Annotated in this window: 21 protein-coding genes; 9 read left to right on the forward strand and 12 right to left on the reverse strand. The window is 75.2% G+C overall.

The window, feature by feature from the left end; translation table 11 throughout:
- Positions 1-488: 488 nt before the first annotated feature.
- From ACZ5NJ_RS20050 to ACZ5NJ_RS20060, 3 genes are all read right to left on the reverse strand, one after another.
- Positions 489-746, reverse strand: a complete 258-nt coding sequence (locus ACZ5NJ_RS20050; protein WP_468766380.1) for a hypothetical protein — start codon at positions 744-746, stop codon at positions 489-491.
- On the reverse strand, positions 733-1,005 hold the full coding sequence (locus tag ACZ5NJ_RS20055) for a DUF6400 family protein (RefSeq protein WP_468766381.1): 273 nt from the start codon (positions 1,003-1,005) through the stop codon (positions 733-735). The genes ACZ5NJ_RS20050 and ACZ5NJ_RS20055 overlap by 14 nt, the downstream gene beginning before the upstream one ends.
- Positions 1,006-1,137: 132 nt before the next feature.
- Positions 1,138-2,751 (reverse strand): FAD-binding oxidoreductase, encoded by a 1,614-nt coding sequence (locus ACZ5NJ_RS20060; protein WP_468766382.1) that lies wholly within the window; start codon positions 2,749-2,751, stop codon positions 1,138-1,140.
- A gap of 68 nt (positions 2,752-2,819) precedes the next feature.
- On the opposite strand from ACZ5NJ_RS20060, the gene ACZ5NJ_RS20065 reads away from it, so the two are divergent.
- The gene (locus ACZ5NJ_RS20065) at positions 2,820-3,449 is read left to right on the forward strand and encodes a TetR/AcrR family transcriptional regulator (protein ID WP_468766383.1); all 630 of its coding nucleotides are present in this window, start codon (positions 2,820-2,822) and stop codon (positions 3,447-3,449) included.
- A 60-nt stretch (positions 3,450-3,509) separates the two neighbouring features.
- Here ACZ5NJ_RS20065 and ACZ5NJ_RS20070 read toward each other — a convergent pair whose 3' ends face one another.
- Positions 3,510-4,358, reverse strand: a complete 849-nt coding sequence (locus ACZ5NJ_RS20070; RefSeq protein ID WP_468766384.1) for a MurR/RpiR family transcriptional regulator — start codon at positions 4,356-4,358, stop codon at positions 3,510-3,512.
- Positions 4,359-4,410: 52 nt separating this feature from the next.
- Between ACZ5NJ_RS20070 and ACZ5NJ_RS20075 the strand changes: the two genes are divergently transcribed.
- Complete coding sequence (locus tag ACZ5NJ_RS20075) at positions 4,411-5,289, forward strand: EamA family transporter (protein WP_468766385.1); 879 nt, start codon at positions 4,411-4,413, stop codon at positions 5,287-5,289.
- Positions 5,290-5,308: 19 nt separating this feature from the next.
- On the opposite strand, the gene ACZ5NJ_RS20080 is transcribed toward ACZ5NJ_RS20075, so the two are convergent.
- Positions 5,309-5,680, reverse strand: coding sequence for a hypothetical protein (locus tag ACZ5NJ_RS20080; RefSeq protein ID WP_468766386.1), 372 nt, complete (start codon positions 5,678-5,680; stop codon positions 5,309-5,311).
- 646 nt (positions 5,681-6,326) lie between these two features.
- The gene (locus ACZ5NJ_RS20085; protein ID WP_468766387.1) at positions 6,327-6,560 is read right to left on the reverse strand and encodes a hypothetical protein; all 234 of its coding nucleotides are present in this window, start codon (positions 6,558-6,560) and stop codon (positions 6,327-6,329) included.
- Between the two features lie 175 nt (positions 6,561-6,735).
- On the opposite strand from ACZ5NJ_RS20085, the gene ACZ5NJ_RS20090 reads away from it, so the two are divergent.
- Positions 6,736-9,252 (forward strand): helix-turn-helix domain-containing protein, encoded by a 2,517-nt coding sequence (locus tag ACZ5NJ_RS20090; protein WP_468766389.1) that lies wholly within the window; start codon positions 6,736-6,738, stop codon positions 9,250-9,252.
- 43 nt (positions 9,253-9,295) lie between these two features.
- Here the strand turns inward: ACZ5NJ_RS20090 and ACZ5NJ_RS20095 are convergent, their stop codons facing one another.
- The gene (locus ACZ5NJ_RS20095) at positions 9,296-9,682 is read right to left on the reverse strand and encodes a VOC family protein (protein WP_468766390.1); all 387 of its coding nucleotides are present in this window, start codon (positions 9,680-9,682) and stop codon (positions 9,296-9,298) included.
- A gap of 230 nt (positions 9,683-9,912) precedes the next feature.
- On the opposite strand from ACZ5NJ_RS20095, the gene ACZ5NJ_RS20100 reads away from it, so the two are divergent.
- A complete protein-coding gene (locus ACZ5NJ_RS20100) occupies positions 9,913-10,206 on the forward strand; it encodes a WhiB family transcriptional regulator (RefSeq protein WP_468766391.1) in 294 nt (97 codons plus the stop codon).
- Positions 10,207-10,215: 9 nt separating this feature from the next.
- On the opposite strand, the gene ACZ5NJ_RS20105 is transcribed toward ACZ5NJ_RS20100, so the two are convergent.
- Positions 10,216-10,812 carry a TetR/AcrR family transcriptional regulator gene (locus ACZ5NJ_RS20105; protein WP_468766392.1) on the reverse strand — a complete coding sequence of 199 codons (597 nt, stop codon included), beginning with the start codon at positions 10,810-10,812 and terminating at the stop codon, positions 10,216-10,218.
- Positions 10,813-10,905: 93 nt separating this feature from the next.
- Between ACZ5NJ_RS20105 and ACZ5NJ_RS20110 the strand changes: the two genes are divergently transcribed.
- Positions 10,906-11,694 carry an SDR family NAD(P)-dependent oxidoreductase gene (locus ACZ5NJ_RS20110; protein WP_468766393.1) on the forward strand — a complete coding sequence of 263 codons (789 nt, stop codon included), beginning with the start codon at positions 10,906-10,908 and terminating at the stop codon, positions 11,692-11,694.
- Between the two features lie 81 nt (positions 11,695-11,775).
- Here the strand turns inward: ACZ5NJ_RS20110 and ACZ5NJ_RS20115 are convergent, their stop codons facing one another.
- Positions 11,776-13,401: a putative glycoside hydrolase gene (locus ACZ5NJ_RS20115; RefSeq protein WP_468766395.1), complete on the reverse strand. Its 1,626-nt coding sequence runs from the start codon at positions 13,399-13,401 to the stop codon at positions 11,776-11,778.
- Between the two features lie 233 nt (positions 13,402-13,634).
- Between ACZ5NJ_RS20115 and ACZ5NJ_RS20120 the strand changes: the two genes are divergently transcribed.
- Positions 13,635-14,648 carry a polysaccharide deacetylase family protein gene (locus ACZ5NJ_RS20120; protein ID WP_468766396.1) on the forward strand — a complete coding sequence of 338 codons (1,014 nt, stop codon included), beginning with the start codon at positions 13,635-13,637 and terminating at the stop codon, positions 14,646-14,648.
- 47 nt (positions 14,649-14,695) lie between these two features.
- On the opposite strand, the gene ACZ5NJ_RS20125 is transcribed toward ACZ5NJ_RS20120, so the two are convergent.
- Both ACZ5NJ_RS20125 and ACZ5NJ_RS20130 read right to left on the reverse strand, forming a co-directional pair.
- The gene (locus tag ACZ5NJ_RS20125) at positions 14,696-16,327 is read right to left on the reverse strand and encodes an ADP-ribosyltransferase domain-containing protein (RefSeq protein ID WP_468766397.1); all 1,632 of its coding nucleotides are present in this window, start codon (positions 16,325-16,327) and stop codon (positions 14,696-14,698) included.
- Between the two features lie 73 nt (positions 16,328-16,400).
- Positions 16,401-17,078, reverse strand: a complete 678-nt coding sequence (locus tag ACZ5NJ_RS20130; protein ID WP_468766398.1) for a macro domain-containing protein — start codon at positions 17,076-17,078, stop codon at positions 16,401-16,403.
- A gap of 301 nt (positions 17,079-17,379) precedes the next feature.
- On the opposite strand from ACZ5NJ_RS20130, the gene ACZ5NJ_RS20135 reads away from it, so the two are divergent.
- From ACZ5NJ_RS20135 to ACZ5NJ_RS20145, 3 genes are all read left to right on the forward strand, one after another.
- Positions 17,380-18,612, forward strand: a complete 1,233-nt coding sequence (locus ACZ5NJ_RS20135) for a glycosyltransferase (protein ID WP_468766656.1) — start codon at positions 17,380-17,382, stop codon at positions 18,610-18,612.
- A gap of 179 nt (positions 18,613-18,791) precedes the next feature.
- A complete protein-coding gene (locus ACZ5NJ_RS20140; protein ID WP_468766399.1) occupies positions 18,792-19,610 on the forward strand; it encodes a M15 family metallopeptidase in 819 nt (272 codons plus the stop codon).
- Between the two features lie 112 nt (positions 19,611-19,722).
- Positions 19,723-20,157, forward strand: a complete 435-nt coding sequence (locus ACZ5NJ_RS20145) for a VOC family protein (RefSeq protein ID WP_468766400.1) — start codon at positions 19,723-19,725, stop codon at positions 20,155-20,157.
- A gap of 18 nt (positions 20,158-20,175) precedes the next feature.
- On the opposite strand, the gene ACZ5NJ_RS20150 is transcribed toward ACZ5NJ_RS20145, so the two are convergent.
- Positions 20,176-20,859 (reverse strand): alpha/beta fold hydrolase, encoded by a 684-nt coding sequence (locus tag ACZ5NJ_RS20150; RefSeq protein ID WP_468766401.1) that lies wholly within the window; start codon positions 20,857-20,859, stop codon positions 20,176-20,178.
- Positions 20,860-20,958: the final 99 nt, after the last annotated feature.

Below are 20,958 nucleotides of genomic sequence, written 5' to 3' on the forward strand. Positions count from 1 at the left end.
GTACCGGCGAGGGTCTTCTTCGAAGCGGCGATGCGGCGGATGACGGCGTTGGACACGGAGGAACCTTCCGACGGGAACAGGGGCGGTCGCGGCGCATGCCGGAGCACACGGGAGCCACTCACACGGGGGAGAGGGGCCGTCCGGGCGGGGGGCTGTGCGCCCCGGCCGCCCCGGCGACATCACCAGTTAGCCAGGCCCCCGCCGCCCTGGCAACGCCCCCCTCCTACGAGCCGGCTTCGGACCGGAGCGACAGGCCCCGCCCGGGCGGAGGGGCGGATCCCGCTGGTGGGAGACGGTGGGCGGGGGTGCGGGCGGGTCTACTAGGCGAGGCCGGATGTGACGTGGGTCCTGTGGGCCGCCTCACCGCCGAGCGGCCCCTATGTCACCGTGCGTGCCGGTTCATACCCCGTCCGGTGCGTGTCCCGGGCCACTTCCGGCCAGCGAATCGAAGGAAACGGGCGCGTCGAACGCCGCTTTCCGAGCCGCTGCTACGGCTGCGCGGGGCCGCCGGTCACCCGGCTCCACAGCGAGCGCGTGGCACCGAAGCCGCTCTCGTGCGTCCAGACGTGGGTGCAGCCGGGGCACTGGAGGTGCAGGAGGCTGCCCTTGTTGGAGAGCAGGTAGCGCCAGTGCCGGGAGCAGGTCCGGCGCTCCCCGCACGGCCCGCAGTCCCGGGTGTCCTCACAGCGCGGGCAGGGCACCCAGGCCCGGCGGCCGATGTCGGCCTGCGGGTCAAGGGGCAGCATGGCCGCCCCCGCGCACGGGCAGTACACCGGCCGCCACCAGGTCGTCGTAGAGGCGCTGCTGCTCCGCGTCGAGCCCGGAGTAGAGCAGGTCGTACGCCGCCTCTTCTCCGCGCAGCACCTCCACCGGGTCCCAGTCGGGGCCGAGCGCGGCCATCACCTGGGCGCGCCGGAGCATCTCCTGGGAGGTGAGGTCGACGGAGAAGCCGATGGTTTCCGCGTCGCCCGGGCCGGTCGGGGGCGTGAAGTGGTTCGAGGACATGGGGCAGAACTTAGGTATGCCTTCCTTGCCGGGTCAAGGGAGGGTGGGCGGAGTCACATCCCGCCCACAAGCGGAGGGTCCGGGCGAATAGCGGATACCGGATACCGGGGCAGGGGGGTGTGGCCGTCGCCATCAGCCCACGAGCACGCCGGGGTTGAGGACGCCCATCGGATCGAGCGCGGTCTTCGCCGCCGTCAGGGCCAGCGCGAAGGGTTCGGGGCGCTGGCGGTCGTAGCCGGGCCGGTGGTCCCGTCCGACGGCGTGGTGGTGGGTGATGGTGGCGCGGTGGCGGTGCAGCACGTCGACGGCGACGGCCTTGAGGTCGTCCCACAGGGCGGCTTCGTCGCCGGGCCGTCCGGCGGCGAGGACGGTGAAGTAGGGGGCGGCGCCGTCCGGGTAGACGTGGGTCAGGCGGCAGTTGACGGTCGCGGGGTGTCCGGTGGCCTTCAGCGCCGCCGCGCCGATCGCGGTGCGCACCGCGTCGATCAGGCCGGGGACGCGGTCCCAGGTGGCCGCGGTCTCGAAGGTCTCGGCCACCGCGCCCATCCTGGCCAGCCCGTCGCGGAGGTAGGGCATCCGCAGGAAGGCCGCGCGCCAGGCGCGTACGGCGGCGTCTCCCCCGGAGTCCCCGTCCGTGCGGTCCGGGCCGGCGCCGCCGGCCGGCCCGCCTCCGTGGGAGCGGGCCAGTTCGACGGCGCGCGCGAGCCGGCCGTCCACCGGTTCGTGCGCCGACTCGAAGCCCAGGACGAGGACGGAGGAGCCGTCCCGGGCGGCGCCGGCCAGCGCGGCCTCGCCCGGGTCGAGCAGACGGCAGTTGGCGGGCGGGAGGTCGGTCCGCGCCAGGTCGCGCACCGCGCGCAGGGCGGCGTGGAAGTCCGTGAAGGAGACGGCCGCGGAGGCTTTGTGGCGGGGCCTTTCCTGCAGCCGCATCCAGGCCTCGGTGATGACGCCGAGCGCCCCTTCCGACCCGAGGAAGAGGCGGTCGGGCGAGGGGCCGGCGCCGGAGGCGGGCAGGCGCCAGGAGCCGCTCGTCCCGGCCGGGGTGACCACGCGCATCGACTGGACGAAGTCGTCGATGCGGGTGCGGCCGGTGGCGTAGTGGCCGCCGGCCCGGGTGGCGAGCCAGCCTCCGAGGGTGGAGAACTCGAAGCTCTGCGGGAAGTGCCGCAGGGTGAGGCCGTGCGGACGCAGCCCGTCCTCCAGATCCGGCCCGAACGCGCCGGCCTGCACGCGGGCGGCGCGGCCCGCGGTGTCGACCTCCAGGATCCGGCCCATGGCGGTGAGGTCGAGGGACAGGACGGCCCGGTGGGCGTCGCCGCGGTACTCCACTCCCCCGGTGACCGAGGAGCCGCCGCCGTAGGGGATGACGGCGACGCCCTGGTCGCCGGCCCAGTCCAGGAGGGCGGTGACGTCCCGTTCGCCGGCGGGGCGGGCGACGAGGTCGGGGATGCGGCCGGGCCGTCCCCGCAGGGCGCGGGCCACGTCGCGGTAGGCCTTGCCCATGGCGTGGGCGGCGCGGTCCGCCGGGTCGGCGGTGACCAGGTGGGCGAGGCTCGGCGGCGGCTCGACGGCGGGGGCCGCGATGCGGAGGTCGCGGACGCGGGGCACGGGGAGCGGGCGGGCGAGGGTGCCGGGGAGGAGGGCGCCCATCGCGACGCATTCCGCGTCGTCGGGGTGGGCGTCCGTCCAGCCCCAGCCCCACCAGGAGCGGGAGCGGGGGGCCGGCCGAGCGGTGGTGCCGTCCATGGGGGACTCCGGAGGTCTGGAGACAGGAATTTACCGTGCGGTAAATTACGTACTGGTAATATCGCTCCATGGCAACCCCTCCTTCGAAAGCCGGTACCAAGGGAGTCCCCCGCGAACACCGGGCGCGGCAGATCCTGGACGCCGCCACTGCCGAGTTCGGCACCCGCGGCTACGCGGCGGCGTCGCTGCCCGCGATCGCGGCGCGCGTGGGGGTCACGAAGACGCTGCTGCACCAGTACTTCGGCACGAAGGAGGACCTCTACGTCGCCTGCCTGGTCCCGGTCGGCGACCGCCTGCTGGGGGCCGTGCGCACGGCGATGGGGCCGGACGGGACCACGTCCGAGACGCCGCTGCGGGTGCTCCGCGCGGTCTTCACCGCGCTGGAGGGGCAGCGGGAGGCGTGGTTCGTGCTCTACGACACCACGCTGCCGCCGGGCGGGGAGGCGGCCCGGCGGGCCGCGGAGTACTGGTCGGCCATCGACGGGCTCGCGGCCGCGGGCACCGCCGAACTGCTGCGGGGCGCGGGTTCCACCGACCCGCTGGACGCCGACGCCCTTCGGTACGTGTGGCGGGACCTCGTCGCCACCCTGGTGCGCTGGTGGGTCGGGCACCCGGAGCAGACCCCGGACGCCATGACCCGCCGCTGCGCCCGCCTCTTCGCGGTCGCCGCGGCTCTCGCCCCGGACGGCGACCGCTGACCCGGTGGCGGCGGTGACCGGCGACCGCCGCCGTTCCGGTGCGGACCGCGGCCCGGGCGCTCAGTAGGAGTGGTCGACCGTGACGTCGGCCGACAGGCGCAGGGCCGCTTCGGCCGGGGCGCCGCGCTGTTCCAGCAGGGTGAGGGTGAGGGCGTCGACCACGGCGAGGTGGGCCAGCCGGCTCGCGACGGTCTCCAGTCCGAACACCAGGTCCTGGCCTCCCGCGACGAGGACGCAGTCGCCGGTCTCGCTCAGCGGTGAGCGGGCGTAGCTCGTGAGGACGACGACCCGGGCTCCGGCCCGCCGCGCGCGCCGGGCGGCGTCCACCGTGCTGCGCGTGGCGCCGGTGTGGCTGATGGCCAGGCAGGCGTCGGCGGCCGTCAGCTGCGAGGCCGCCAGCTGCGCGGTCAGCGGGTCGGCGGGCGCGTCGACGGCGATGCCCAGCGCGCGCAGCCGGTAGGCGGTGTCGAGCGCGACCGCGCCGGACAGGCCCGCGCCGACCACCAGCGCCCGGGGGGCCGCGCCGATCAGCGAGGCCGCCGTGCGCAGCCGGTCCGGGGTCACCGTCGCGGTCACCCCGTCGAGCGCCTCGCGGGCGGCGCGGAGGGTGTCGGCGAGGGCCCGGGCGGCCGGGTCCCGGTCCTGTGAGGGTTCCGGGGCGGGCGCCTGCCGGGCGGCGGCGATCTTGAGTTCCTGGTAGCCCCGAAACCCCAGCCGCTGGCAGGCCCGTACGACGGAGGACGGCGCGGTGCCGGCCAGGGCCGCCACGTCGCTGACGCTGAGGTGCAGCAGTTCCGCCCCCTTGTCCAGGACGACCTGCGCCACCCGGGCCTCGGTGTCGCGCAGTTCGGGCAGGCGGGCCCGGATGCGGGCGGCGAGCCCGCCCCCGGCGGTGGAATGAATTTCCATGGCAGTATCGTAACAAGGAATTCCATTCCATAGCCTGTCGTGGGGAGCGCCCGTGCCCGCCAACCTGCCGTTCCCGACGGGCGCGGCCGCCGTGCCCGTCGTCGTCCTCGCCTCGGCGGTGCTGCACGCCGTCTGGAACGCCCTGGCCCACGGCCTGCGCGACAAACTGGCCGGCTTCACCCTGATCAGCCTCGCCTCCGCCGGCTGCGGAGCGGTCCTCGTCTGCCTCGCCCCGGTGCCCGAGCCGGCGGCCTGGCCCTACCTCGGCGCCTCCGCCGCGCTGCAGGTCGCGTACCAGCTGCTGCTCCTGCGCGCCTACCAGCTCGGCGACTTCGGCCAGATGTATCCCACCGCCCGCGGGACCTCGCCCCTCGTGGTGGCCCTGGTCTCCGTCACCCTCCTCGGCCAACCTCTCCCCGCCGGCCAGGCCGTCGGCATCGCGGTGATCTCCTGCGGGCTGGCCGCCCTCGCCCTCGCCGACGGGATGCCCGGCCGGGCCCAGCTGCCCGCCCTGGCCGCGGCGCTCGGCACCGGCGTGATGATCGCCTTGTACACCCTTGTCGACGGCAGCGGCGTCCGCGTCTCGGGCAGCGTGTCCGGCTACATCGCCTGGCTGTTCCTCTGCCAGGGGCTCGTCCTCCCGCTCATCGCCTGGGCCCTGCGGGGGCCCGCCCTGCTCGGCGCGCTGCGTCCGATGTGGGGCCGCGGACTGGCCGGCGGACTGCTGTCCCTGCTGGCGTACGGACTCGTCGTCTGGGCGCAGTCGCGCGGCGACCTGCCGACCATCGCGGCGCTGCGGGAGACCGGGATCCTCTTCGGCACCCTGATCGGCGCGGTCGTGTTCCGCGAACGCCTCGGCCACCGGCGGATCGCCGCCGGCATCACCGTCCTGGCGGGCATCGCGGTGCTCCGGCTCACCGGCGGTTCCTGAGGTCCACCGCCGGCCGGGGTCAGGGGGTGGTGAGGAGGTCCGCGTGGGCGCCGTCGAGGACGAACCCGTTGTCGAAGCGGACCCGGACCGTCACCCGGCTCCCCTCCCGCTGGAAGGCGGCCCACTCGGCTTCGAGGGCCGCGACCTCCTCCTCCAGCCGCTTCCTGCTCTCGGCGGGCATCGTGTGGCCGTAGTCGCCGAGCAGCGACCGCAGCCGCTCGTACTCCAGGACCGCGTGGCCCGGGGGCCGCTCGTCCACCCGCTCCACCGTGCCTGCGGTGCCCGACGCCAGGGACAGGAAGCCGGCGGGTGCCCCGGCCGGCCCCGTGACCGCGTCGCCCAGCCCGATGTCCACGGCGAGCTCCACCCGCAGGCCTTCCCTCAAGGTCATCGGTCCTTCGTCCCCCGTCCCGGTGCGTGCCGCGGGGCGGTCCGCGGTGAGGCCATTATCGCGTCCCGCCGCGGGGGCGGGCGCCGGCCGTCGCGGTGGAAGGCCGTGCGGAGCGGCACCGAGCCGTCGAGCACCGTCCAGGAGCGGCAGTCGGTGCGGTCGCCCGAGGGCGGGGGGGTCGGCGGACCCGTGACGGCCTGGAAGGCCTCGGCCCGGTGGTCCCGGGTCACGGAGGGGCGGGCCCTTCGGACGTGCCGGGGCCCGTGCCCGTCCCGATCGCGGGGTGGGGGCCGGGCGGGAGGGTCCACCGTCCCCGACGGCGTCCTGGACGGCAGGGGCGGACGGGTGGGCGTCGGGCGGGCCGGGGAGGCGGACGCGGTGGGCCCGGTTGCGCGCTTCGGCGGACCTCGGGCCGGCGCCGGTTACGTACCCGATGGCCATCCAGGGCCGCGGGGCGCCGGGGTCGGCGTCCACGGCGCGGGCGGTGTACGCCCCGTCGACCCGGCGGCGAGGGTCCACCTCCCGGGCGAACCGCTCGCGCTCGACCGGGCCCACCGGGCCCCGCGCGAGCAGGGACTTGACGGCGGGGTCGTCGGCGTGGAGACGGTGTACGGCGATGCCCGGCACGGGCTCCTGCCTCCCCCGGTCAGCGCCCGCACGCGGCCGCGAGGATCAGGAGCAGGACGAGGAGGACGGCCGTCCCAGCGCAGCCGAGGCCGCCGCTCCGCCCGGACTCCGTGGCGCCGGCCTCCACCTGTCCGCCCAGACGCAGCCCGGGGTGCCGGGCCGCGTAGTGGTCCATGTGCTGGCGTTCGGCCACGGATTCGGGCCCCCAGGGGGTCTTGAACCCGCATTCGCCGCACCAGAAGCGGTAGGTCATTCCTCTCCTCCTCGACTCCCCGGCGCCTCGCCGGTGACGCGTTCTCCGCCTCGAAGACTGGGGTCCGCGCAGGTCGGGGTACAGGTCATGGCACCGGTCACGTATGACCGGTCGCCGGCCGCTACGCTCACCTGCGGTCCGGGTCGGTGACCGGCCGGGAGGGGGAGGGAGCCTGGTGACGAGCGACCGACTCGTGCGGCTGGCCGAGCTGTTGAGGGACCTGCGGCGGCGGTCGGGGCTGACGCAGCAGCAGTTGGCGGAGAAGTCCGAGGTGAGCGAGAGCACCATCAGGCGGCTGGAGAGTGCCCGGGCGCCGAACCCGACGCTGCTCTCGCTGGCGAAGCTCCAGGACGCGCTCGGCGCCGGGCCGCAGGAACGCGGGCGGCTGGCCGAGCTGCTCGCGAGCGGGCCCGGGGCCCCGGTGGAGACGGCCGGTCCGGACGGGGGGCCGGAGGGTTCCGGCGGGCTGCCCGGGGCCGGCGGGGCCTCAGGGGCTGCGGCCGGTTCCGGCGGTGGCCTGCCCGGGCGGCTGCGGGCGCCGGCGGCCCCCTCCGGGACGCTGGTGCGGGACGAGGTCCTGGCCGCGGCCCGTGACCTGGCTCTGGAGGTCCGGCGCCGCTGGCGGCTGGAGGAGGAGCAGCGCCGGGTCCACGACCCCTTCCCGCTGCCGGTGCGGTGGCGGCGCACCGACGCCGCGCTCGGCGACCACGAGGACAACGTCGAGCGGCTGGCGCCGGGGGCCGCGGCGCCCCGGCCCCCCGCCGACCTGAGCGGGGCTCTGCCGGCCGTGGCCGAGTTCTACCGGAGCAGGCCGTCGGGGCGCCTGGTGGTCCTCGGCCGGGCGGGCTCGGGCAAGTCGGTGCTCACCATCCGGTTCGTCCAGGACTTCCTGGAGTCCCCCACCGCGCCGGACCGGGTCCCCGTGATCTTCAGCATCGGCTCCTGGGACCCCGCGGTCCGGCCCCTGCGCACGTGGATGGCCGAACGGCTCGTACGGGACCACCCGCACCTGGCGGACCGGGTGGCGGGCACCTCCATGGCCGACGCGCTGATCGGGGCCGATCTCGTCCTGCCCGTCCTGGACGGTTTCGACGAGATCGCGGAGGGGCTGCGGGGCCGCGCCCTGGAGCGGCTGAACGAGTTCTCTTCGCCGCTCGTCCTGACCAGCCGGCGCGAGGAGTTCGCCGAGGCGGTCGGGGCGGCCGGTACCCCGCTGGTGTGGGCCTCCGTCATCGAGCTCGCCGACCTCACGCCCGAGGACGTCGCGTCGTACCTGCCGCGCACCGCCCGTCGCGGCCGCGACGGGACCGGCGGCGGCGCACGGGGTCCGTGGGACGGGGTGGTGCAGCGGCTGAGGGAGCGCGACCCGTCCGACGGCGGCGGCCGGGCGGCGGCCCTGGCCGCGGCCCTGCGCACCCCGCTGATGACCGCCCTGGCCCGGACCCTCTACAGCGAACGGCCCGGCACCGACCCGGCCGAACTGCTCGACCCCCGGGAGTTCCCCGACGAGAGCTCCATCGAGGAGCACCTGCTCGCGGGGTTCGTCCCCGCCGTCTACCGGCCGGACGCCCGCAAGCGCGGCCGGAACCCGGAGCGGGCGGCGCACTGGCTCGGCTACCTCGCCCACCACCTGGCCCACCCCGACCGGGAACGGCAGGACCTCGCCTGGTGGGAGATCGGGGACTTCCTGCCGCGCCGCCGGCGCGTGCTGGGCGTGGCGCTGACGGCCACGGTCTGCGCCACGCTGAGCACCTGGCTGATCGGCTTCCTGATCGGCCGGCTCCCGGCCTGGGTGACGCTCGTGCAGGGCGCGCTGATGGGTCCCGTCACGGGGCTCGCCTTCGGGTCGGTGTACGCGGTCATGATCGTCCGGGGCGGCGGCACCTTCGAGCCCGCCCACGTCCGGCTGCGGCTGCGCCTGCCGGGCGCCCGCCCGGTGGCGGAACCCGGGCGGGACGCGGGGGTGCGGCGCGGCCCGCTCCGGGTGTTCACGGCGCGGTTCGGGGCGGTCATGGCGGGCGGGGCCGTGATGGGGCTCGGGTGCGCCTGCGCCCTGACGCTGCAACGGCAGCTGTTCTACGGGGTCCTGGTGCTGAACCTGGCGGTCCTGAAGGGCACGGCCGTGAACATGCTCGTCTTCGGGCTGATCTTCGGTGCGGGAGCGGGACTGGTCTTCGGCCTGCTGGCGGCCTTCGAGGCCCCGCTCGACGTGGCCTCCGCGGCGGACCCGCTCAGCCTGCTCGCCGCCAACCGGGCCGTCGTCCGGCGGCAGTTCCTGGCGCTGGTGCCGCTGCTCGCGCTGTCGGTGGCGTTCGGCGGCGAGCTGATCGTGGCGCTGCTGGACGGTTTCCTCGGGGAGCTGCACTGGGACGCGTGGGACGGGCTCTACATCGGCGGTGTGGTGGGCCTCGGCGGCGGGCTGTCGTACGCGCTGTCGTTCACCGCGTGGGGGCGCTGGCTGGTGCTGGCAAGGCTGTGGCTGCCGGCGACGGGGAAGCTGCCCTGGGACACGGCCGCCTTCCTGGACGACGCCTACCGGCGCGGGGTCCTGCGTCAGGCGGGGGCGGTGTACCAGTTCCGGCACGTCCGGCTCCAGCACCACCTGGGCCGGGAGTACCGCCGCGCCCAGACGGCGCGGTCCCAGCGCTGGGCGCCGGTCGACGCGGGCGGCGGCCGGGCGGACACCGGCTGAGCCGAGGGCGCAGCCGGGGGCGCGGCCGGGCCGGCGGGGGCGTTCAGGGGCGGAAGCGCAGGGGGTGGTCGGCCGGCACCTCCACGACGGCGATGTGCACGCCGTCCGGGTCCGCGATCCACATCTCGATCAGCCCCCAGGGCTCCAGCAGCGGTGGCCGCAGCACCTCGGCGCCCCGCTCCCGGAGCTCGCGGTGGGCCGCTTCGGCGTCCTCCACCTGGAGCCACAGCCGCAGCCCGGGGGCGGGCGGCGCGTCGGCGCGGCCCGACAGTTCGAGGAATCCGCCGCCGAGGAAGTAGACCGTGCCGCGTTCGGGGCCGGTGCCGAACTCGCGGTGGACGGCGAGGCCGAGGGTGTCTCCGTAGAAGGCGCGGGAGCGTTCGGGATCGGTGGGGCGCAGCAGGATCCTGCTGCCGAGTACGTGGACCATGGCCCCACCCTGCCCCGGTCCGGGGCCGGTGACTCCTGTGTCCGCCTCCTTCCGCGCGGGACGGCCCGGGCGGGCGGGACGGAGGGGACGTCGGGGCGGAACGTCGCGGCGGAGGGGAGGTCGGGGCGGAGGAGGCGGACGGGGTCCGGGTGCATGAACGCGCGCGTTCGGGTGATACGCGCCGTCACAGGGCCGTCACGCAGGACCGCCCCTTCCGGAAGGAACAGCCCGTGGCCGACATCTCCCGTACGGACGTACTGCACCGCCCCCGGTCCGCCGGGCCGCTCGACGGGCCGTGCCGCACGGTCGCCCGTGCGGTCTTCGCCCCGGGCCCGGGCGAGCACGCCGCGGCCGCACGGGAGCGCGAGGAGGCCGCCAAGGCGGTCTGCGGGGGCTGCCCGGTCCGGCTCCCCTGCCGCCGCCAGGCCCTGGCCGAACGGGTTCCGGACGGGGTCCGGGGCGGCCTCACCCCGGACGAGCGCCACGTCCTGCTGGTGGACACCCGGTTCGCGGGCGCCGTCTGAGGCGGCGGGTCACCGGCCGGGGTGGCCCAGTCCGGTGAGCAGGACGTCGAGGGCCAGGTCGGTGGCCTCCGCCAGCGGGGTGTCATCCAAGAGGGAGCCGACGGCCAGGGTGGCCAGGCCGTGCACCGTGGAGAAGGCGACCTGGGCGAGCCGGGCCGGGTCGCCGGCGCGGACGGTGCCCTCCGCCTGGGCCCGGGCGATGAGTCCGGCGGTGGTGTCGAGGCTGAGGTGGCCGAGCTCCCGGAGTTCGGCGCTGGAGTCGTCCGCGTGCTTGGCGCTGAACATCAGGTCCAGCAGGGGCGCGTGGGAGACGGCGAACTCCACGTAGGCCCGTCCCAGGCCGGCCAGGCGCGCCGGCACCGGCCCGGGCGCTTCGGCGGCGGCCCGCAGGCGCTCGTTCAGCCGGGTGAAGCCGCTGACGGCGAGGGCGTCGAGCAGCGCCTGCCGGTCGCGGAAGTGGCGGGACGGCGCGGCGTGGCTCACACCGAGGTCGCGTGCCAGGGCGCGCAGGGACAGGCCGTCCGCGCCCGATTCCGCGAGGACGGCCTCCGCGCGCTCCAGCAGAGCGGCCCTGAGGTTGCCGTGGTGGTAGGGCCCCTCGGTCAAGGCGGACCCCCCTCTCTCATGTTGTCATTGACTACAATGGTGGCACCGCCTACATTCGTTTCCATTCGACACGTGGAAACGGAGCAGCCGACGATGCCTATGACATACCAGGGAACCGTGGCCCTGATCACCGGGGCGAGCGCGGGCCTCGGTGTCGAGTTCGCCCGCCAGTGGGCCGAGCGCGGAGCGGACCTCGTCCTCGTCGCCCGCCGCCTCGACCGGCTCGAAGGGCTCGCGGCCGATCTGGAGAAGCGCTACGGCGTCACGGCCCACGTGGTCGCCGCCGACCTCGCCCTGCCCGGCGCCGCGGCGGCGCTGCGGGCCGAGCTCGACGCCCGCGGGATCGTGGTGCACACGCTCGTCAACAACGCCGGGTTCGGCAGCCACGGCCCCTTCGTGCGGCAGGACGTCGCGCAGATCAACGAGATGATCCAGCTGAACGTGGTGGCCGTCGCCGAGCTGACCCGGGCGTTCCTGCCGGACCTCGCGGCCGACGGCCGGGGCGCGCTGGTCACCGTCGCGAGCGCGGCGGCCTACCAGCCGACGCCCGCGATGGCGGTCTACGGCGCCACCAAGGCCTTCGTCCTGAGCTTCACCGAGGCCGTCGGCTACGAGACCCGCAGCTCCCCGCTGCGGGTGCTCGCCGTGTCCCCGGGTCCGGTCAGCACGGAGTTCTTCGACGTCGTCGGCAGCCGGGACGCGGCCGTCGGCCGCATGGCCACCCCCGAGCAGGTCGTGACCGCCACCCGCCGGGCGCTGGAGCGGGGCAAGACCCCGCCCAGCATCGTCGCGGGCCTGGCCAACCGCGTCTCGGCGCTCGCCGCCTCCCTGACGCCCCGCCGGGTCACCCTGGCGGTGTCGGGGCGGATCCTGAAGGCCTGACGCGCGCGGGCGGGCCCCCGCCGCCGGGGACCCGCCCGCTGCGCGGCCGGCCGCCGCCCCGAGGGGATGCGGCCGGCCCCGTCAGTGCGCCGTGATCTGCTGGAGCGCCGCTCCCTGGTAGCGGGCGCCGGCGTTCCAGAGGATGAAGGACTCCATCTTGTTGGCCTCGGCGGCCTTGATCTGGGCGGCCACCTCGGCCGGCCCGTAGGTGCTGCCCATCGAGAAGTCCTGCAGCCACGGGACGATCTCGGTCTGCGTGCCCTTCGCCAGGCGGGCGAAGTCGGCGAGCGAGCGCTGCACGATGGCGTACGGGGAGGTGTCGGGCTGTGCGACGCCGTACTCCCCCGGCGCCCAGTGGGAGGGGTAGACCATCGGGGCGACGTAGTCCGTGACCTTGACCAGGGCCCCGATGTCCTGCGCGATCTCGGTCGGCCGGGTCGCGGCGATCCCGAAGACGGAGACGCCGAGGTACTTGGCCTGGGGGCGCAGCGCGGTCCGGGTGTCGGCGACGAACGAGGTGATGGACTGCTCGGGCGTCGCGGTGCCGATGCCGGGGAAGCGCATCTGCGACAGCGGGCCGTCCGGCCGGCGCACGTAGTCGTAGAGGATGTCGTCGAAGCCGAGCCGGGCCGCCTCGACGGCGAGGTCCTGGTTGTACTTGCGGACCGCGGGGTTCGCGAAGTTGGTGAAGGACAGGGCCCCGTAGTGGCCCCCGTCGTAGGGCTGTCCGGACGGGGTCAGCACGAGCTGGTCCTGCTTGCCGGCCTTCCAGGAGGCCGCGGCCAGCTTCGGGTCGCGGAAGGCCACGATGCGGCCGATGACCTGGGCGCCGGCGGCGTGCAGCTCGTCGATCGCCTTGCGGGCGTCGTAGTAGCCCTTGGCCGCGCCGATCTCGCGGGCCAGCGGCACCTGGGAGGCGTACCCGACCTCGCCGTCCTCGTCCTTGACGTCGAGTTCGACGGCGTTGAGCTTGCCGCTGCGGACCAGGGCGAGGACGCCGCCGCGCAGCGTGTCGTCGCCCCAGCCGATGGCCGTGATGTGCGCGGCCCGGATCATGGGGCGGCGCCCCCGGGCCGACACGTCCTTGGTCGTGGTGTTCCCGGCGCGGTCCACCGCGGTGACCGTGACCAGGGGGGTGCCCTTGGGCACCGTGGCCTTGAAGGCACCGGCCTTGTCGAGGGGCACCTTCTTGCCGTTGACGCTCACTTCCGCATCCGTGGAGGCCGTTCCGCTGATGGTCACGGGGGCGGAGGCGTTCTTGATCTCGGGGGCGGCCACCTTCAGCTCGGGCGGGGTGCTGTCCACGCTGAACCCGACGACCTGGCGGTGCGAGGCGAAGGGGAGGCTGCTGTCGCCCGCCACGACCAGCGTGTGCCGGCCCTCCTTGAGCTGAGGGAGGGCGAGTTTCAGGCGGGCGCCGTCGGCGGTGAGGGGGACCGCCGCGCCGTCCAGGGTGGCGTGCAGGCCCTTGCCCCCGGCGGGCGCGCCGGCCGCGAGGTAGGCGCTGACCTGCGCGGCGGCGCGGCCGCTGAGGACGGCGCCGTCGCTCACGCCCTCGATGCCCGGGCCCGGTGCGAGGAACGTCCAGGCGCCGACGCCCGCGCCGGCCAGCGCGAGCGCTCCGGCCGTCGCTATGAGGGCGCCTTTGCGGGCCGGCCGGCGGGGGCGGGAGGAGGGACCGGAGCGGGGTATGCGGGTGCGGGACATCTCGCCGTCCTTCGTGCCGTGGGCGTGGGGGGTGCGGGCCGGATGTGCGGGCCGGGCGCTGTTTCCATTCATTGCCGCCCCGCGGGCCGACGGCCCCGCCCCGCCGACATTTCACACGAACGGCCGCGAACGGCTCCGGCGCGGCGGCTACGCCGAGCAGGGGACAGTGCGGTATGCGCACCGCCGTCCCCGGTAGGTATGGCACGACACCCGCACCGTGGAGAGGCCCTCTGATGCGCCACCCGTTCGTCCCGCTCGGCGTCCTCGCGGGCGCCGCCGCACTGCTCGCCACCGGCTGTTCGACGGGGACGTCACCGGCCGCCGGGGAACCCCGCGGGGCCGCCCCGCCGGCGGCGGCCAGCCCCGTCGCGGCGAAGGACCCGGCGGTGGTCGGCGCCAACGAGCTGGGCCGGGTCCCGGTGCTGATGTACCACCAGCTGACCGAGAAGCCGGCGAGCGTCTACGACCGCACCCCGGCCGACTTCCGCGCCGAGCTGGAACGCCTCGCGCGGGAGGACTACGTGCCGGTGACCGCGCGGGACTTCCAGACGGGGCACATCGACATCCCGGCCGGCGCGCACCCGGTGGTCCTGACCTTCGACGACTCGACCAACAGCCAGGTGCGGCTGGGCCCGGACGGTGCCCCGGCGCCCGGGACCGCCGTCGCCATCCTGGCGGAGACGGCGAGGAAGTACCCCGCGTTCAAGCCGGTGGCGACCTTCTTCGTCAACGCGGACGCCTTCTCGGCCACGGGCGCCGCCAAGGCCCTGACGTGGCTGAAGGACCACGGGTACGAGGTCGCCAACCACACCGACCGCCACGAGAACCTGCGGTCCCTGGACCAGGCGGGCGCCGCCCGGGCGATCTCGGCCGGCCAGCAGGCGATCGAGAAGGCCGCACCGGGGACGCGGGTCACCTCGCTCGCCCTGCCCTTCGGCGCCATGCCCGAGCCCGCCGGGGTCGCGGCGCGGGGGGCGGACTACCGCTACGACGGGGTGTACCTCGTGGGGGCCAACCCGTCGGTCTCCCCGTACGCGAAGTCCTTCACCCCGGGTGCGATCCCCCGGATCCGCTCGGCGGGCCCGAAGGACGAGGACGCCGAGTTCGGGTCCTCGCGCTGGCTGGACAAGCTCGCCGCCGGGAAGGACCGCTACGTCTCGGACGGGGACCCCGCCACCGTGGCCTTCCCGCGCGCCGCGCAGAACGAGCTGGCCCCGGCCTTCGCGCAGCGGGCCCGGCCGTACTGAGCCGGCCGCCCGGGCCGGCGCGGGGCTCGGGGGGGCGCCGCCCCGGGTCAGGAGACCAGGGGCCCGGCCTCCGCCTCGGTCAGCCGGACCGTGCACAGGCCGCCCCGTTCGCTCCTGACCTCCGTCACCTTCAGCTGGGTGCCCGGCGCGAGGATGTACTCCTCCTCGCCGGTGAAGGCCGAGAACCTCCGGATCCCCACCGCGCGTGCGGGCGTCACCTCGAAGAGCGTCCGCTTGCCGCGGCTGCCCAGGAAGGAACGGGCCACGCTCAGCTCGGAGGTGCACGAGGACACGCCCCACCAGGTCACGGTCCCCCCGACCGGGTACTGCGCCCGCAGGTCCAGCGAGACGCCGCGCCACAGCGGCGCGGTGCGGGCGGGCAGCTCGGAGACCGCCGAGAACAGCAGCCGGAGGTAGCCGAGGTAGGGCACCACCCTGGTGCGGTCCGGGGAGCGCAGGACGGCGTTGATCTCGCGGTAGAAGGCGGACTCGCAGGTGTAGAGGTGGAGCGCGGCGATGGCGTCGGCGGACAGCCGGCCGGCCCGGGCGGTCTCGTCCGCCCGGCGCTTGCCGAACTCCAGGGAGCGGTCGATGTGGCGGCCCAGGCCGGACAGCACCTCGGCGACGGGTGCGACGGCCGCCCGGAAGTCCATCAGCGGGGTGTCGGACACACCGGTGATCGCCGGGAGGACGAGTCCCTCGTCCTTGACGCTGGTGAGCCGCTCCAGATAGAGCTGGTGCAGTTCCATGGTCGAGGCGATGAAGGCCCCCATCCGTGCCGCGACGTCGCCGTCCGCGGCGCCGGCGGCGGTCTCCCCGGCCTCCCGGTCCCACCCCTTGCTCGGCAGCCAGTCGATCTGCTCGGCACCCAGCGACGCGAGGGCGTCGTTGACGGTGGCGAAGTGGTCTCCCTCGCAGAAGAGGTCGCCCTGGGCCGCCGGGTTGGCGTGGTCGATGTGGCGGACCTCGACGTCCGGGTACTTCGCCTGGAGCCGCTGGACGACCTTCTTCAGGCTGCGGGCGTGCGCCCCCCACCAGGCGAAGACGACGCTGCGGTCCTCCTCGTCGGCGTCCTGCTTGGCCTTGAGGATCTCCTCGACGATCCGTTCGGCGACGGGCCGCCAGAAGGCGGTGTGCCGGTCGGCGCCCAGGGCGCCGTCACCGCTGGCGGTGAGCGCGGCGTTCAGCAGCAGCACGCCCTGGGTGAGCATCGCCTGGAACCACTCCGGCGGCTGGACCGTGTCGTGCTCCTTCAGCAGGGCGCGGACGTCGGCGATCGGTGTCTTCTTCACGATGCCGTACTTCCACATCGCGGCCGCCTTGATGATGCAGCGGATGCTGACCACCCTGCCGAACTGGCTGTCCTTCCAGTCGTTGAAGGTGTTGTCGAACATGGCGATGCCGGTGGCGCTCTCCGGCCGCGGGTAGGGGTTCTGGCCGAAGACGACGACCTTCCACTTGTGCGGCGGATGGGGCTTGAGGGCCTGGAAGGTCAGCTCGCGGACCGGAACGACTTCCGGGCTGCGGCCCTGGCCGATGAAGCGGGCGGCGTCCGGCTGTGCCTCGATGACGGGCTTCAGGAGCGGCAGCCAGGGTTCACCGCCTCCCTTGAAGAGTTCGGTGAGGTGCAGCGGGTCGCTCGCGTCGGGCTGGGCCGGGGCGGCGGCGGTGTCGTTCATGGGGGCGTGGCTCCCGGTCGTCGTGCTGGCGGGGTGGAGGGGTGCGGCGGGCGGGGCGGCGGCGGGGGCGGCGTCAGCGGCGAAAGGAATGCCCTTTCGGCGGCACGATGCGCACCCGCCGCGTGGCCGGCGCCTGCTCGATCCCGTCGAGCTGGGCGGTGATCGTGGCCCGCAGTTCGTCGTCGTTCTCGAACCAGTGGTCGTGGAAGAGCGTGTAGCCGGTCCACATCAGGTTGGCGCAGACCCGGGCGGGGACCCGGCCGGTCTGCGCACCCATCCCGACCAGCGCCACGGAGCGGATGCTGCCCGGCTCCCGCCGGTTCTGCCGGTGGACGGCCTGGAACGCGGCGGCGCACGCCAGGGCCACGTTCAGCGTGTCCCGGACGTTCTGCGAGGACTGGACCATGGTCGGCGTGGAGATCAGGTAACGCGGGACGGCCGCCCCCGACGGGACGCAGACGGCACTGCCCACCGGGAGGGACCCGGCGAACCGGTCGCGGATGGCGCGCTGGACGCGCAGCTGGATGCCGGCCCCGAGGTGCCGCTTGATGACGGCGTCGACCCCGCCGTCCATCCGGCCGAGGGAGTTGGTGGGGGTGACCCAGGCGTCGACGTCCTCGTCGAGGATCGAGCCCCTGCGGATCGCGATCCCCGGGGTGTCCGCGAACGCCGCCCGCCACGCCTCCACCACGCGCTCGTTCACATCGGTCAGCACGACCCTGAGCACGGGCTGCACACGGTTCTCGGTCATCGTCCACTCCTGTCGGGAAACGGCTCTTCCAACACCCCCGACGCTATCGGCGACCACTGACAACGCCACTTCGGCGGCAGCCCCCTGACCGGCCGTCACGGCCGCGCCGGGAGGGGCGGGCGCCGGTCGGTCCACGCGGGGCACGGCCGGCCCGCACCCAGCCAGTGATCGAAGGGCCGGAACCCGCCCGTCAACACGGCGCGGGGCGCTGCCGGTTCGGAGGATTTCCGGCCGCCGCCACGCGACGCCGCCCCGGCCCTGTGCTCGTCGCCGTCAGACTGGCCGCGTGAGGATCGCCATCATGACCGCGGGGTCGCGCGGGGACGTCGCACCGTACACGGGCCTGGGCGCCGGCCTGGTCCGGGCCGGACACGAGGTCACGCTGGTGACCCACGGCGTGTTCGAACCGCTGGTCGCCGGCTCGGGGATGCGGTTCCGGACCCTTCCCGGGGACCCGCGGGCGGAGTTGCACTCGCGGCGCGGCCGGGACCTGCACCGGAGCCGGACCGGCGCCGTGAAACTGCTGCGGGCCGTGGCCCTGGCGAGGCGGATCGCGCCGGGGATGGCCGCCCCTCTGGTGCAGGCGGCGCGCGAGGCGGACGTCGTACTGGCCGGCGGCACGGTCGCACCCCTCGGCTACGCCATCGCGCAGGCCCTGGCCCGGCCCAGCATGGGTCTCTTCCTGCAACCCCTGCACGGAACCCGCGCGTTCCCGCCCCCGATGCTCGGCACCCGTTCCCTGGGACCGCTGGCCAACCGGATCGGCGGGAACGCCGTCCTCGCCACCGTCGACCACGTCTTCACCCGGGCCGCCCGCGGCCTCGCCACGGACCACGGCCTGCCCGTACGCCGCCTCTCCCCCGCCCGCCGGGACCGCGAGCGGCAGGGCTGGCCCGTCTGGCACGGCTTCAGCGAGCTGGTGGTCCCCAGGCCCCGTGACTGGCGTCCCGGGCTGGAGGTCTCCGGCTACTGGTGGCCCCACGACACCGGCGGCCGGCTCCCGGCGGAACTGGAGGACTTCCTCGGCTCCGGCCCCGCCCCGGTCTACGTGGGTCTGGGCAGCGCCACCACGCCCGACCCCCGGCGCGTCAGCGCGCACGTCGTCACCGCCCTGCGCGCGTGCGGGCTGCGAGGTGTGATCCAGCACGGCTGGGCGGGCCTCGCGGCCACCGGGGACGACATGATCACCATCGGCGACGTCCCGCACGCGCTGCTCTTCCCCCGCATGGCGGCCGTCGTCCACCACGCCGGAGCCGGCACGACCGGCGCCGCCCTGCGCGCGGGCGTCCCCTGTGTACCCGTCCCCGTCCAGTTCGACGCCCACTTCTGGGCCTCGCGCCTGGTGGAACTGGGCACCGCCCCCGAGGCGGTGCCCCTGCGCCGCCTCGACTCCGCCACCCTCGGGTCCGCCCTGCGGCGGGCCGTGACCGAGCCCGGCCACCGCGACCGCGCCCGGCGGATCGCCCGCCGGCTGGCCGCCGAGGACGGCGTCGCCCCCGTCGCCGCCGCGCTCGACGCGCTGGTCTCCCGCTGACAGGGGGCCGGTCCGAGCCAATCCCGGGCGGTCCGCCGGACAGACTTCGGGGTCCGAGGCATACATCCGGGAGGAGCGGACGAGGAGACGAGGGACCCGGCGACCGCGACCGCGGCCCGGCCGGCCCCGGCCGGAGCCCCCAGCCCCAGCCCCAGCCCCAGCCCCAGGGAGAGAACGCGATGACCATGCCGACGAGGGTGCGGATCGCCGTGACCGTGGCCGCCACGACCGTCTTCGCGACGACCTCGGCGGCCGGCGCCGGCGCCGCCACCGGGGCGCCGGAGCCCAAGGCCCCCCGCGCCTTCGTCGCGCTGGACTCCGTGGACCCGACGATCATCCAGGAGATGCGCTACGTGTCGGCGCACAACTTCGTCGGCGAGCGGATCGACGGCTACCGGCAGCCCGTCTGCATCCTGACCCGGCCGGCGGCCGAGGCCCTGCACCGGGCCCAGACGCACCTCCTGTCCCAGGGCTATTCGCTGAAGGTGTACGACTGCTACCGGCCGCAGCGGGCCGTGGACCACTTCGTGCGCTGGGCGAAAGACCTGGCCGACGAACGGCGGAAGGCGGAGTTCTATCCGCGGGTCGAGAAGTCCCGCCTGTTCGAGGACGGCTACATCGCCGAGAAGTCCGGGCACAGCCGAGGCGGCACCATGGACCTCACGATCGTGCCGCTGCCCGCGCTCCCGGCGCCGCCGCCGACGCCGGGGCAGGAATCCGTGCCCTGCTACGCGCCGCCGGAGCAGCGGTACCCCGACAACTCCGTGGACATGGGGACCGGCTTCGACTGCTTCGACACCCTCTCCCACACCGACGACCCGCGCATCCAGGGGGCACAGCGCGCCCACCGCAGGCTGCTCGAGGGGGCGCTGGCCGCGGAAGGGTTCGTCAACCTGCCCGAGGAGTGGTGGCACTTCACGTACAAGCCGGAACTGTTCCCGGACACCTACTTCGACTTCCCCGTCTCCCGCCGCTCCGTGTCCGGGCACCGGCCCTGACGGCATCTCATCCGGAGGCCTGCGCCGTTCTCTTCGCCGGGCTCCGCAGAAGGCCAACCACGGTGCTCCTGAGGGAAGTCGAGGCTCTCGGACCTGCTGCTACGGTGGCCCGATGGCAACGGTCAAGCAGGTTCAGGTCACGTTCGACTGCGCGCGGCCCGAGCGGGTCGCCCGCTTCTGGTGCGAGGTGCTGGGGTACGTCGTGCCGCCGCCTCCGGCGGGGTTCGCCGACTGGGACGAGTTCGACGGTTCGCTCCCGCCCGAGCGGCGGGGTTCGGCGTTCGCCTGCCAGGACCCCTCGGGCGTGGGCCCGCGGCTGTTCTTCCAGCGCGTTCCCGAAGGGAAGAGCGTCAAGAACCGGGTGCACCTCGACGTCCGGGTCGGCACCGGGCTCGTGGGCGAGGAGCGTGTGGCCGCATTGGAGGCCGAATGCGCACGGCTGGTGGCGCTGGGCGCGACCCGGGTGGAGCTGCTGCGGGCCGACAGTTTCAACGAGTCGTGCCTGATCATGCAGGACGTCGAGGGCAACGAGTTCTGCCTCGACTGAGCCACCCGGGCGCCGGGGTCAGACCCTGTCCGTTGCGGCCAGCGCCGCGGCCAGCTCGACGGGACGGCTGAGCGCGGCGCAGTGGCCCGCCGCGAGCTCCTGCGGGACGACTCCGAGGCGCTCCCGCACGAGGCGGCGCAGGAAGGCCGGTGGCAGGAAGCGGTCCTCGGTGCACAGCACGAACCTCGTCGGCACGCCCGGCCAGGCGTCGAGCGGCCACGGCTGGGCCGACGCCGCCGGCGAGGGATGGGCCCGTTCCCTGCGCATCGCCTCCTCGGCCAGGTCGCGGGGGACGTCGTGGTAGAACGCGGCGTACGGGTCGCCGCCGGTGGCGGGGCCGCCGTCCCGGCCGTCACGGCGCCGTACGGCCTCGGCGTAACCGGTCCCGTCCCACCACCGGTCCGGTGACTCGCCCGGGGCGGGGACCATCCCGGCGACCAGGACCAGCGAGGCGACGGGGCGGCGGGCGGCGACGAGCGGGGCGGTGAACGCGCCGAACGACTGCCCCACGACGACCGGGTCGCGGGCGTCGCCGGCCGCGTCCACGACGGCGTCGGCGTAGTCGTCGAGGGTCAGCGCGTCGTCGCCGCCGGGAAGGTCCGGGGCGACCACCCGGTGACCGCGCGCCCGGAGCTCCGCAGCGACCAGGTGCCAGTACCAGCCGCCGTCGCCGGCCCCGTGGATCAGCACGAACGTCCGCACGGCCCGACTCCCTTCCGCGCGACGCCTTCCGAGCGCGGCACGCCCAGCGTAGGCCCCCGTCCGGTGGGCCGCCCGCCGCCGTCCGTGCCGCCGCCGGCG

Source organism: Streptomyces sp. NPDC032091, from assembly GCF_055580265.1.